Annotated in this window: 10 protein-coding genes and 1 pseudogene; all 11 read left to right on the top strand. The window is 38.7% G+C overall.

The window, feature by feature from the left end:
* Window positions 1-3 precede the first annotated feature (3 nt).
* Complete coding sequence (locus tag A194_RS0102630) at window positions 4-1,293, top strand: UDP-glucose dehydrogenase family protein (RefSeq protein ID WP_017185335.1); 1,290 nt, start codon at window positions 4-6, stop codon at window positions 1,291-1,293.
* 30 nt (window positions 1,294-1,323) lie between these two features.
* Complete coding sequence (locus tag A194_RS0102625) at window positions 1,324-2,442, top strand: glycosyltransferase (protein WP_017185334.1); 1,119 nt, start codon at window positions 1,324-1,326, stop codon at window positions 2,440-2,442.
* Window positions 2,443-2,457: 15 nt separating this feature from the next.
* Complete coding sequence (locus A194_RS0102620) at window positions 2,458-3,579, top strand: glycosyltransferase family 4 protein (protein WP_017185333.1); 1,122 nt, start codon at window positions 2,458-2,460, stop codon at window positions 3,577-3,579.
* A gap of 19 nt (window positions 3,580-3,598) precedes the next feature.
* Window positions 3,599-4,390: a glycosyltransferase family 2 protein gene (locus tag A194_RS0102615; RefSeq protein ID WP_017185332.1), complete on the top strand. Its 792-nt coding sequence runs from the start codon at window positions 3,599-3,601 to the stop codon at window positions 4,388-4,390.
* Between the two features lie 26 nt (window positions 4,391-4,416).
* On the top strand, window positions 4,417-5,226 hold the full coding sequence (locus A194_RS0102610) for an ABC transporter permease (protein ID WP_017185331.1): 810 nt from the start codon (window positions 4,417-4,419) through the stop codon (window positions 5,224-5,226).
* Between the two features lie 13 nt (window positions 5,227-5,239).
* Window positions 5,240-6,754 carry an ABC transporter ATP-binding protein gene (locus tag A194_RS0102605; RefSeq protein WP_017185330.1) on the top strand — a complete coding sequence of 505 codons (1,515 nt, stop codon included), beginning with the start codon at window positions 5,240-5,242 and terminating at the stop codon, window positions 6,752-6,754.
* 385 nt (window positions 6,755-7,139) lie between these two features.
* Window positions 7,140-7,742, top strand: a pseudogene (locus tag A194_RS21100) (glycosyltransferase family 2 protein); the annotation flags it as partial.
* Window positions 7,743-8,974: 1,232 nt separating this feature from the next.
* Window positions 8,975-9,295 (top strand): glycosyltransferase, encoded by a 321-nt coding sequence (locus A194_RS20615; protein WP_237718731.1) that lies wholly within the window; start codon window positions 8,975-8,977, stop codon window positions 9,293-9,295.
* On the top strand, window positions 9,288-11,906 hold the full coding sequence (locus tag A194_RS0102595) for a glycosyltransferase (protein WP_017185327.1): 2,619 nt from the start codon (window positions 9,288-9,290) through the stop codon (window positions 11,904-11,906). The genes A194_RS20615 and A194_RS0102595 overlap by 8 nt, the downstream gene beginning before the upstream one ends.
* 18 nt (window positions 11,907-11,924) lie before the next feature.
* Entirely contained in the window at window positions 11,925-13,265 is a 1,341-nt protein-coding gene (locus A194_RS17010; RefSeq protein WP_017185326.1) for an ATP-grasp fold amidoligase family protein, read from the top strand.
* Window positions 13,258-14,276, top strand: a 1,019-nt coding sequence (locus A194_RS0102585) for an ATP-grasp domain-containing protein (RefSeq protein ID WP_017185325.1), incomplete at its 3' end; no start/stop codon positions are given. The genes A194_RS17010 and A194_RS0102585, both read left to right, overlap by 8 nt.

The following is a 14,276-nucleotide window of genomic DNA, read 5'->3' as shown; positions in this document are numbered from 1 at the left end:
ATCATGAACATTGCAGTTGTAGGAACAGGATATGTTGGCCTAGTGACAGGGACGTGTTTAGCCGACATTGGACACCATGTAACATGTATTGATATTGATGAAGAGAAGATCGCCAAGCTTAAACGAAGTGAATCACCTATTTATGAGCCAGGGTTAGAAGAGTTACTAGAACGTAATATTAACAGTGGCAACCTTACGTTTACAACAGATTATGAGCAAGGTTTCAAAGATAAAGATGTTGCTTACATCGCAGTAGGAACACCAGAAAATGAAGATGGATCAGCTAACTTAACGTTCGTTGAAACAGTTGCTAAACAAATTGCTGAAACAGCACAACAAGACATCATCGTTGTAACGAAAAGTACGGTCCCTGTTGGAACAAATCATCACGTACTTGAAATTTTACAACAACATAAACAAGAGCATGTTAACGTAAGCGTCGTTTCAAACCCAGAATTTTTACGTGAAGGTTCAGCCATTTACGATACATTTAATGGTGACAGAATTGTCATTGGAGCAGATAATCAACATGCAGCTGACACAATTGAAGAAATTAATCGTCCATTTAATGTATCGGTTTATAAAACAGATGTTGCAAGTGCAGAGATGATTAAATACGCATCGAATGCCTTCTTAGCAACGAAGATTAGCTTCATTAACGAAGTGGCGAACATTTGTGAGCGTGTCGGTGCGAATGTAGAAGATGTAGCAGCAGGTATGGGGATGGATGACCGTATTGGAAACAAGTTTTTAAATGCAGGAATCGGTTATGGCGGCTCGTGCTTCCCGAAAGATACGAAAGCTTTAATCGACATTGCTAAACGTGTTGATTATGACTTTAAAATTTTAAATCAAGTAGTCGACGTTAACACACAGCAACAACGTTTGTTAGTCGATAAAATAAAAGATCACTTCAACGGTAATTTACAAGGCAAAACGTTCGGTGTATTAGGCTTAGCATTTAAACCGAATACTGATGATATGCGTGAAGCGGCATCAATTGTCGTGACGAAAGAATTACTTGATGCAGGTGCGACTGTTAAAGCATTTGACCCGATCGCAATGGACAATGCCAAACAAGTTCTCGACGACCGCATTAATTATCAAAACAACACAGAGAATACGATTCAAAATGTCGATGCGATTTTAATCTTAACGGAGTGGGATGAGTTTAAAGATTTATTTAACAATGAAGCTTTCAAAGCGATTCAGAACCCAGTCGTTTTCGATGGGCGTAACATTTATGGCGCTGAAGAAGTAAGTAGCATGACTTACTACTCTGTCGGTCGCTAATTAAACTTTTCCCAATAAAGGATGAAGCATATGAAACGTAAAAAAATACTCTTTTTCATATATACGATGGGAAAAGGTGGCGCGGCACGAACTTTATTGAACGTTATGAACAATCTTGACCGCAATAAGTTCGAGCCGATGTTAGTCACGCTGAATCACGATGGTGAATACGAACAATACGTTAATGAAGACGTCCAGTTTATTAAGTTAGATGCTAAACGGTTAAGAAGCGGAATATTACCTTTAGCGAAAATCATTCGTAAAGAAAAAGTCGATATCGTCTTTAGTACGATCCCGAATTACAATATGGTTGCGATTTTAGCGAAAATGTTATCATTTACAAGAGCTAAAGTTGTTGTGCGAGAAGCGGATCACGTCGGTGGTTCGCTCCTCGGCAATTTAAAATGCTTAGTCTACGGCCGTTTTTATAATAGAACAGACCAAGTCATTTCATTGTCAGAAGGCGTTAAACAAAACTTAGTCGAAAAATACAAACTGAAATCGAATGCTATAGAGGTTGTTTATAACCCTTTAGATATAGAAAATATAAAGCAACAAATTGAAACAGGCGAATTACCAAAAGAGGTCGCGCCAATTTTTAACCAAAATGAAAAAGTGATCGTAACAGCAGGACGACTCGTTAAGCAAAAAGATCATGATACATTAATTAAAGCTTTTGCTAAAACAAACGAACAAGTTAAATCACAACTCGTTATTTTAGGAGAAGGGCCGCTTGAAGAAGAGTTGAAACATTTAGCACGTGAATTAAACGTTGGAGATCGTGTGCATTTCATCGGCTTTCAAGATAATCCGTATATTTTCTTTCATGAAGCGGATTTGTTCGTTTTAACATCAATACACGAAGGGTTTAGTCATGTGATTGCAGAAGCATTAGCGAGTGGAACACCAGTTGTCTCAACGAACTGCAAGTCAGGACCATCAGAAGTGCTTGCAAATGGTGAATATGGTGACTTATGTCCAGTTGGCGATCCAAAGTCTATTAGTGAAGCGATGACGGAGACATTAACTTTACCCCCAGAAGCTTTACAAATGAGAGTAAACAAAGGTGAAGAACGTGCTGAATTCTTTAACGCTAACAAAATAGTCTCACGCTATGGACAAGTGATTTTAAATACATTTAATCAATAGAAAGGGGGCGCTTCAATGTCAGCTAAAGTCGCACACTTAACGACAGTCCATCACCCGTTAGACCCAAGAATTTATTATAAGCAATGCCAGTCACTTAACAAAGCGGGCTATGATGTGACGTTAATCGCCCCTGAAGCGAATGAACATATTAGTGAAGATGAATTGCAAACCATCACCATTACAAAACACAACAACAAATTCAAACGGATGATTTTCAGTTCACTCGAATTATACAAACGAGCAAAACAGCTTAAAGCAGATTATTACCATTTTCACGACCCAGAGCTTCTACCGGTTGCATGGCTTCTTAAAAACAAACATAATACGGTCATCTATGATATTCACGAAGATTATGAAACAGCTATGCTTCAAAAGGAATATTTGCCAAAACCGTTAAGACGAGTAGTGGCCAAAACTTTTAAATTGGTAGAGAAGTTATTCAGTCGTAAAATGGAGAAAGTCATTGCTGAAAAGTATTACAATGAGAAGTACCCAACAGGACAAGACATTTTAAATTATCCGATTATAAGTGAACGCATTTTAAATAAAGAAAATTTAGGAAATACTAAAACTAATAAACTATTATACACTGGAAACGTAACACTAGAACGAGGTGCGTTACACCATGCAGAATTACCAGCAATCGATGATCAAGTCGAAATGCACTTTGTCGGGTATTGCCGCAAACCCTTTGCAGAACAAATAAAAGAAATCGCAGGAGAGACCGAAAACCGAATCTACTTTAAAGGAATTGACGAATACGTTCCGAAAGACGAGATAGAGAATGCTTACATGCAAGACGATTGGCTAGCAGGTGTTGCAATCTTTCCACCGACTGACCATTATTTAAAGAAAGAACTAACGAAATTCTTTGAGTATATGGCGGCTGGTTTACCGATTATTTGTTCAAACTTTGAAAAATGGGACGAATTCATCTTAAAACATAATTGTGGTATCACAGTCGACCCTAATAACCCAGCTGAAATTAAACAAGCGATCGAAACACTTCGCAGCAAACCAGAGTATGCAAAACAGCTAGCCGAAAACGGAAGAAAGGCTGTATTAGATGGGTTGCATTGGGGCGTAGAAGAGAATAAACTTATTAAGTGGTATGAACAAATCAAACCACACAAGTAAAGGTGTAGGTGTATCTTAAATGGAACAGCGATATGAATATGTCGATTCAATTATTTCGGTGATCACACCAACTTATAACTCAGAACAATTTATCAAAGAAACGATTAAATCAGTACAAGCACAAACCATTGAAAATTGGGAAATGATTATAGTCGATGATGGTTCAGCCGACCGAACAATTGAAATCATTGAATCGATCCAACAACATGATTCACGAATTAAGTTACACAAACTGGATGAGAATAAAGGCGCTGGTTATGCAAGAAATGTCGCAATGGACCTAGCTAAAGGTCGCTTCATCGCCTTTTTAGACAGTGATGATCTATGGTTACCAGAAAAGCTTGAAAAACAATACCGTAATATGAAAATTCGCGATATCGCCTTTTCGCACACACAGTATAAAGTCATCGATGAAGATGGCCATCTGACTGGTGCACCATACGAAATTCCGAATGAGTTAAAGTATAAAGACTTACTGAAGTTTTGTCATATCGGTTGCTTAACTGTTATGCTTGACCGGAAAAAAGTCGGCCATGTTCAAATGGACTTAATGAGAAATAGACAAGATTACTTGTTGTGGTTAGATATTACGAAGGAAGGTTTCAAAGCCTATGCCTTACAAGAAGTGCTGAGTAAATATCGCAAAGTATCAAATTCGATCTCCAGTAACAAATTAAAAGTAGCGAAACTCAATTGGAGAATTTATCGAGAGCGCTTCGGAATGAATGTACTAAAAAGCGCATGGTACTTTACGCACTATGTCTATTTCTATATAAGAAAGATGCAGCAACAGCGCAAGTACAAGATATAATATCATGGGATGTGTGAGGAACGCTTATGAGAACTTATTTTCAAGAAATGCTTAAACGAAAAGATTTATTATATTACCTCGTTAAATCTGGACTAAAAGCTGATAATCGTAATAGTTACTTAGGCTATTTTTGGTGGTTGTTAGACCCACTATTAAACGTCCTTGTCTATTACTTCCTATTAAAGATTGTTCTAAATAGAGGTGAAGAAGAACCATTCGCCGTTTTCTTAGTTATTGGTTTAGTGGCATGGCGTTGGGCGCAGACGACCATTAACTCGTCTGCAAAATCGATTATGAAGCATGGTTCAATTATTAACCAAGTTTATTTACCGAAATCGATTTTCCCAATTTCAGTAGCCTTTACACAAATGGTGAACTTCTCTTTCGGTTTAATTATTGTCGCAACATTTTTAGCCTTCTTCGGTGTCATGCCAGGTTGGCAAGTGGTTTACATTCCACTAATTATACTGACGCAGTTAGTCTTTTTATTAAGTATTGGAATGTTTTTAGCATACATTACGGTTTTCGTTAGAGATATCGATCATTTATTAACCCACGTTACACGTATCTTATTCTATGCTTCACCGATTATTTGGGCAGGTGGACGTTTGAAGGGTGAAGAACTTGTGATTGGCTCTACAGTTATATCACTAGATTTTCTCGTTGACTATAATCCTATAGCGATCCTAGTCGGTTCTTACCGTAACGTTTTAATGTATCAAACAAATCCAGACTTTTTAGGGTTATTGAATGTTTTTGCGATTTCTTTCCTACTGTTTTACGTGATGATCTATTTCTATAGTAAGAATGAACACAAAATTATTAAAGCATTGTAAATGAGGTTGTTCGATGGTACAAGAACAAGTGACACATGAAAAACAAGAGAATAGAGAAGTCGTTTTAGAAGTAAAAGACTTAGGTGTCTCATTCCGTGCAGGGACAACAGAAGACTACAAGTCCAAAGTCTTTAACTTATTTTCGAAAAAAGACGACGAGCCTAAAGAAAAAGAGTTTTGGCCGATTCGCAATCTTGACTTAAAAGGTTACCAAGGTGAAATTCTCGGTATAATCGGTTCAAACGGCTCGGGTAAAACGACGTTATGTAAGCTTATTTCGGGCATTTTAAAGCCAGATGAAGGAAGTGTGTATACAGATGGTGAAGTATCCGCACTTTTCTCACTCGGAATGGGCTTCAACAAAGAATTAACAGGCCGTGAAAATGTTTACTTAAACGGGATGATGCTAGGAATCCCGAAAGATACAATCGATGAATACTTCGAAACGATCCATGAGTTTTCTGGTTTAGGGGAGTTCATTGAACAGCCTATGAAGTACTACTCTAGTGGTATGAAAGCGAGATTAGGCTTCAGTGTCACATCACACTTAAATCCAGAAATATTAATACTCGATGAAGCGCTTAATACAGGTGATGCACAGTTTGGTAAAAAAGCTGCTGACAAAATGAAAGAACTCGTCAAGCAAGCGAAGATGGTTATTATCGTTACGCACAGTTTGAATTATGCTAAGCGTAACTGTGATCGTCTAGTTTGGCTTGACCAAGGTGAAATTAAAGCAGACGGAGACCCGAAAGAAGTAGCCAAAATGTATCGCGATAGTGTTCCAAAGCGACCGAAGCGCAATCGTAGCTTTGAACTAGTGAAAGCAAACGCCGAAGTGAAAGACAATGTCATTGTCAAAGCAGATGATGCAACGGTTGAATATAAGCTTGGACGTAAACCGTTTCACGCGTTAAAAGACCTTGACTTCGAAATTCGTGAAGGCGAAGTCGTTGGCATTATAGGGCATAACGGAGCTGGTAAGAGTACGTTGTGTAAGCTACTCACAAATATTTTAAGACCTGATCAAGGTAGCATTCTCATTCAAGGTGACACATCAGCCTTACTCGGTTACGGTACAGGATTTAACGCCCAACTATCTGGACGTGACAACATTTACTTAAACGGAATGCTATTAAATATTCCAAAAGATGTCGTAGACCGTGAGTTAGAGAACATTATTGACTTCTCAGGTATTCGTAAGTCAATTGATAAACCAGTTAAGTACTATTCAAGCGGTATGGCAGCACGATTAGGCTTTAGTATTGCCGCTCAATTAAAACCAGATATCTTCATTATTGACGAAGCATTATCAACAGGAGATATGGCTTTTAAAGAGAAAGCTAGTGAGAAGATTCAAGAAATGATGGAAAGTGCTAAAGCCGTCATTATCGTTTCACACAGCATGCGCTTCGTTAAACAAGTGTGTACAAGAGCGATTTGGATGGAACAAGGTCAGATTGTTTCCGATGGCGAAGCTGAAGAAGTCGTTGAACAGTACAAAGAATCTGTGAAGAGAAAAGGTTAATTATAAATCAAAGTTGGAAGTGGTTAACGTGTTACGTGCGATCAAACGAGCAGTATCCAAAGCCCTTGATTGGATTCTTTATACATTGCTCAAACCATCACAAAAAGAAAAACTAAGCAATTTACTAACAGACAATCAAAAAGAAAAAGTAAAATCTGTATTGAAACCCGGAAAAAAACAACAACAAGTTCGTAAAATTGAACGAGCGAAGTTCAAGCTTTACGAGCTTGGTTTTTACGAGAAAGCAATCGAAGAACTTGTAGGTTATTTTAAACAAGATGAAAATCAATTTTTAAAGAAGCTAGCTGGAATAGAGCTGGCTCTTTGGCATGCCAATAAATATACAGAAGAAGATGACAAAGAAACACTCTCAATATTAGAGGAAATGAAGCCGTTAACGAAAGATGAAACAGAACAACAACGCATCGCTATTATGGAAGCAGAGTCATTAAGAAACTTAGGTGAGCATAACCAGGCGATTAACACACTTGAACGTTACAAAAATACTACCAACCCTGACATCTTCTTAGCTATGGCTAATGCTCAGACCAATGAACAAGACCAATTGAAGTGGATTAACAAAGTGTATGAACAGCACAATGAAAAGACAGTCCATTTCACGGACAAAGATTACGATCTATACGACCGTCTTGATGTGACTGATGATCAATTACAGCCAGTTGATGAAGAAGGTAAAGTATCCATTATTGTCCCAGTTTATAATGCAGGGAATATGATTGAAATCGCCATTGAATCGCTAAGAAAACAAACTTGGCGTAACCTTGAAATTATCGTCGTTGATGATTGTAGCCAAGACGATACGTTTGAATTAGCCAAACAATATGAATCAATTGATGACAGAATTAAAGTGATCCAAACAGAACAAAATGGTGGAGCTTATACAGCCAGGAATACAGCACTTAATGTAGCAACGGGTGAGTTTATTACAATTAATGATGCTGATGATTGGTCACATCCACTTAAAATTGAAACACAAGTACGCGATCTTATTGAAAACCCTAATATTATGGGGAACTTTTCACAACAAGCGCGCGCAACAGAACAGCTTGAATTTTATCGCCGCGGTAAATTCGGCCAGTTCTTTTTCCCGAACATGTCATCATTTATGTTCCGTAAAGAAGTGCTTCATGAATTAGGTTATTGGGATCAAGTCCGTTTCGGTGGCGATGCCGAGTTCGTTAAAAGAGTGAAGATCACATATGGTGAGAAGTCCGTTAAATACTTATCGACAGCACCGCTCTCATTCCAACGTCAATCGAGTGGCTCGCTGACGGCTAGTTCAGCATTCGGCTTTCCAGGTTACTTCATGGGAGCAAGGAGAGAATATCGTGATGCTCAGGCAGCTTATCACGAGCAAAATCCAGATCAATTAAAATACGATTTCCCAATGACAACTCGACCTTTCCCAGTACCTGAGCCGATGAAGCCAAACCGTGAATCGAAACAAAATGGTCGACGTCACTTTGATGTTATTATCGTGTCAGAATTTCGCTTACTTGGCGGAACGAACATGTCGAACATTGAAGAGATTAAAGCTCAAAAAGATTTAGGGTTAAAGACAGGACTCGTTCAACTATCAAGATACGAACTCAATTCATTAAAAGAAATGAACCCGAAAGTACGCGAACAAATTGACGGCGAACAAGTCCAACTCATCGTTTACGGTGAGGAAGTAAGCTGTGACGTCTTAGTATTAAGACATCCACCGATCTTAGAAGAACGTCAAACGTATTTACCTGATATAGATGCCAAAAGTGTCCAAGTCATTGTTAACCAAACACCAAAACGTGATTATAGCGAAACAGGCGAGACACTTTATGAAATTCCAACAAGTGTGAAACGGTTAAATGAATACTTCGGCACAGCTGGCACATGGTCACCCATTGGTCCTGTTATGCGAGATGCGTTATTAACTTATCATAAGGACGATCTCAGTCTCATTAATCTATCAGACGACGATTGGATTAACATTATTAACATCGATGAATGGAGACGCGACAAGCGACCGAACCATGACAAAGTAGTGATCGGTCGTCATTCAAGAGACCATGCTGTTAAATGGCCAACGTCAGAAGAAGAGCTGTTTAAAGTTTATCCAAACACTGACCCTTATGAAGTGCGAATTTTAGGAGGGGCTAAAGCGCCAGTCGAACTGTTAGGAAAGCAGCCAGATAACTGGACGATCTATCAGTTGGCGACATGCACCCTAAAGAATTCCTTAAAGAAATCGATGTATTTGCGTACTACACTCACCCAGAGCTTAAAGAAGCTTTCGGTCGAGTCATATTCGAGGCGATGGCCGTTGGAGTACCAGTCATCTTACCGCCAGTGTTCGAACCCGTCTTTAAAGAAGCGGCGATTTATGCTGAAACAGATGAAGTACTCTCGATTGTCGACCAATTAATGGCAGACGACGAGATGTATGAGAACCAAGTGAACATTGCTTTAGAGTACGTCGAAAAACATTTCGGATATCAAAAACACGCCGACCGTTTAAAGGAGTGCCGAAAAGATGTCTAAACAAGACTCTAACCATGTTGAAAAACAACTCGAAGAAGCAAGACAACTTAATGAACAATTAACCATCGAATACTATTCGAAAAGAAGACATTACAACACTGTCAGACATAACATGGTTAGTCGTCTAGTATCTGAAAGGCTACCCATCGTGAAGCGGAATATCCGTTTGGCGAAAAAATATGCAACGCGCAAACGAAGCCCAAGAGAGTTCATAAACCCAAAGATTAACGAACAAAAAGCAACGAAAAAAGTAAATAAAGTCAAATATCAACTTTATGAAATGGGCTTTACACATAAAGGGTTAGAAGAACTCGACTATATGTACAACAAGTCAGATATAAAAGCTGTTCGAATGCGTGCAGGGTTCGAATTAGGTTTATGGTATGTGAACCAATATGACCAACAATCAGCGTTAAAAGCAATTGACTATTTAAATACAGTCATTCGAAAAGACCGCAATGCTAAGCGTAAAGAGCAAGCAACCGTATTAAAAGCCGAATCGCTACATTTATTAGGACAGACTGAAGAAGCCAATGAGCTTATTGATCAAGCACTTAAAACAAACGTCCATGCGGACTTGCTATTAGCCAAAGCAAGTTTAGCTTCAAGCTTTAGCCGAAAAATCGTCTATATTAATAAAGCATTTAAGCAAACTAATCTTAAACCACTACTTAGTCAAAAGAGTCATGACACGAATGACTACAACGCATTACTTAACGTAACACCAGATTTGCCAAAGAAGCTTTACGATAAGCTCGTCACAGTCATTATTCCAGCTTATAACTCAGCTGACACAATCCATGTTGCGATCGAATCGATGCTGAAGCAAACATATGAAAACTTAGAAATTATCGTTGTCGATGACTGCAGCCAAGATGAAACTTATGAAGCCGCTAAACTTTATGAACAACGTGATAACCGAGTGAAAGTGATCCAAACGAGTCAAAATAGTGGCCCTTACGTTGCAAGGAATGACGCCTTAAACATCGCAAACGGTGACTTCATCACCATTAACGATGCTGACGATTGGTCACATCCAGAGAAGATTGAAGTTCAAGCGCGTCACCTAATCGACAACTCTAAATTGATCGCTAACACGTCACAACAAGCAAGATTAACTGATGAGATGGAATTTTACCGACGTGGTCGACCAGGCACTTACATTTTCCCAAACATGTCATCACTCATGTTTCGAAAAGAAGCATTAGACAAACTAGGCTATTGGGATAGCGTACGTTTCGGTGCTGACGGGGAATTTAAAACTAGACTTAAACTCGTTTTCGGCAAGGAAGCAGTCCACGACATGAAATCAGGACCACTTTCTTTTCAAAGACAATCATCAAGTTCACTTACAGGCAGTTCAGCTTTCGGTTATCCAGGATTCTTCATGGGAGCACGTAAAGAATATAAAGAATCGCAAACTGCTTACCATGAAACGCATCATGACAATTTATATTACCCGTATCCAATGGAGAAGCGACTGTATCCTGTACCTGAACCAATGAAGCCGAACCGCGAGTTAAAGCAAAACGGCAGGCGCCACTTTGATGTCATCATTGCGTCTGACTTCCGTTTACTCGGTGGCACGAACATGTCGAACATCGAAGAGATTAAAGCACAAAAACAAGCCAATTTAAAAACAGGACTCGTTCAACTTAATCGATTCGATGTCACATCTTCAAGACAAATCAACCCACAAGTTCGAAAGCAAATTGATGGAGATCAAGTGTCGATGGTTGTTTATGGAGAGCAAGTGAGTTGTGATCTATTAATCTTGAGGCATCCGCCGATCTTACAAGAATGGCAAAAATACGTACCAGACATAGAAGCTAAACAGCTCAAAGTCATCGTTAACCAAACACCGAAACACGAGTACAGTGAAGGAGCTCGAACGCTTTATGATATTAATAAAACAGCGAAACGCGCACAAGACTACTTCGGTAAAAAAGGTATTTGGCATCCGATCGGACCTGTCATGCGTGAAAGTTTAGAGAAGTATCACCGAGAAGACCTAAAACACATCAACTTATCGAAAGAAGACTGGTTAAATATTATTAATCTTGAAGAATGGAAACGTTCAAACAAGCCAAACAATGATAAAATAAAAATAGGACGACACTCACGAGACCATTACGTAAAGTGGCCGAACGACCAAGAAGTCTTATTGTCGGTTTATCCAGAGAAGGAGCCATTTGAAGTGCACATATTAGGTGGCGCAAAATCGCCAGTCGAATTATTAGGCTATCAACCTGATAACTGGACGATTTACGCATTTGGCGAAAAAGAACCTAAACAATTTCTAGAAGATCTCGACGTTTTCTTATACTATACACACCCAGACTTAATGGAAGCATTCGGTCGTGTCATGTTTGAAGCGATGTCAGTAGGTATTCCAGTCATTCTGCCACCAATCTATAAGCCAGTATTCGGTGAAGCGGCGATCTATGTAGAATGGCCAGATGTGCAGAAGACGATTTTAGAACTTATAGACAACCCTGAATGGTATGACCAACAAGTACAAACAGCATTCCATTATGTTGAGAGAACATTTGGTTATTCATTACATCACAACCGAATTGCAGGTGCTTTAACAGATTCAGAAAGAATTTAACTTGAAGGAGGGAAGGCCATGAGCCCAGACCCTATTAAAGACCAGATGGAGCTTAAAAAACTAAACAACGAGAACAAACAGCTAGAGAAAGACATTAAGCAGATCGAAAAAAGCCGTTGGTACAAAATCGCAAAGGTGCTCGTTTGGCCTTCTAAACTATTTAAACCTTCAAAAGAAATAGCGGCTTATAAAGAAGCTTACAAGCAAGCATTAGAAGAAAATGAGGCTTTGAGGCAAGAGGTCGCTCAATTACAAATAGAACATCCTGAAGTTAATCAAGCACTAAATTATAAAGAGCTTAAACAGACAGGCCAGACATTAGCTGTAACCGAGAACTTACTTGAACAAAAGCAAAGAATCGATGGTCAATATAATGAAACGATGAACAAGCTAGCTAGGTCTTATCACAACGAACAGAAACCGTTTAGACGTGAACTATATCAAACAATGGTTGATCACCTAAACGTAGAAGAAATACCAGAGTATATTATTCGTTACGGTAATTTAGATCGACACGTTGACTTAAGTCGAATGTCATCTTTTACAGCATTACTCAACTTACAAGCTAGTCGTTCACAACAGCAACAAAACCCGATTGAAAAGCAACTAGACGATAAGATGGCCGCTTATAATTTAGCTGATATGCTTAGATTAAACAGACCTTGGACAAGTCCAGTATATATAGGCTTTGAAACAGTACCAGAACAGTACCCAACAGTGATTAAGCCAACAGAAGGAGCAGGTTCCCGTGGTGTTTATTTAGCGATGGAACCTAATCAAATCATTAATATTAAAACTGGGGAATTACTTAATAATTGGGAACAATTAAGTCACTCTATTAGTGAAGACTTATATAAAGGACACGTACTAAAAGATGAATGGTACATGGAAGAGCTAATAGAAGAGAATGGGGAATCGACAACGGATTATAAATTTTATACATTTTATGGAGAAGTTGCACTCATATTAGAAATAACAAGAGTTCCTGAGGTAAAATATTGTTGGTGGAGTAAAGACGGTAAACGTGTTAGCTTAGCCAAGTATGATGATCGATTATACAAAGGTAAAGGCGTCTCACAAGAGATTATTGACAAAGTTGAAACCATTAGCCAAGAGATCCCTTTACCATTTATGCGTATAGATTTTATGAAATCGGAAGAAGATTACATTTTTAATGAGTTTACACCTTATCCAGGTAATTACGATGAATTCGATCGTGAAACAGATAGGAAGTTAGGTCAATATTATTTAAATGCAGAAACAAGAATTAAAGCTGATTTATTAAAAGGGAAAGAATTTAACATCTTTCATCAATGGAGTTATGAATTAGCAACATCCGAGGAGGACCAAGATGGATAATATCAATGAGGAATGGCTATCCCATCTACAGCCATCAATGATTGAAAATGCACAAGGTTATCAACTTGATGCATACTTAATGGCATTAGAAGGTTGGAGAAGAGGCCTGACTCTTAAATGGCATGTTAAAGATTCCGAGAAATTTAAAGATATGAGAACTTGGTACGTAGAAAAGCCAGGACATCTCTTTTCACTAAGCTCTAAAGAACGCGTTCATTACTTCTTTAAAACGAGAGGTGACCTCGTTTCTAACGGAGCAGTAGACATTGGCAAAGACAAACAGCAAACGAAAGTTCACTTAGAACGAGAAGGGGTTAGAACACCACAAGGCCAAGAGTTGACACAACTTGAGTCAATTGACTTTGCTAAAGAAGTGGCCAATAAAGTAGGATACCCAGTCGTTGTGAAACCTTCAGACGGAAGTTACGGTAGAGGAGTTTTCACTAACATTGGTACAGAAGAAGATTTAGAGAACGCTATTAACTATATACAGAAAACTCTTGAAATAAATGATATTATTATTGAAGAGCACATTCCAGGTGACGAACATCGGCTATATGTAGTAGGCGATAAAGTCGTTGGAGCCATGTTAAGAGAACCAGCTAATGTCATCGGTAATGGTGAGAATACAGTAAAGCAGCTAATCGACATAAAAAACGAACAGAAGAAGCGCAACCCTAGATTAGTCAGCTGTTTAATTAAGCAAAATCCAGAGACGCGACACTTTATTGAAAAACAAGGTTATACGCTAAAATCAGTGCTACCAGAAGGCGAGAAGCTGTACTTAACTGATAAAAGCAACATCTCAATTGGTGGTGACCCAATTAGTGTAACGGATGAATTACCACAATCAGTTAAGGATGTAGCTGTTGCAGCAGTAAAAGCCATTCCAGGGTTAGTGCACAGTGCAGTCGATTTAATCGTAGATCGAAGCGGTGACCAAGTTGAAGGTGTTGTTTTAGAGCTAAACCCGACAGCACAAATTGGTGGACTTGTCTTCCCGATGAAAGG

This window comes from Alkalibacillus haloalkaliphilus C5 (genome assembly GCF_000269905.1).
Taxonomy (GTDB): Bacteria; Bacillota; Bacilli; order Bacillales; family Alkalibacillaceae; genus Alkalibacillus; species Alkalibacillus haloalkaliphilus_A.
The sequence above is the reverse complement of the archived record's forward strand: the minus strand, read 5'-3'. Positions and strand labels throughout refer to the sequence as shown.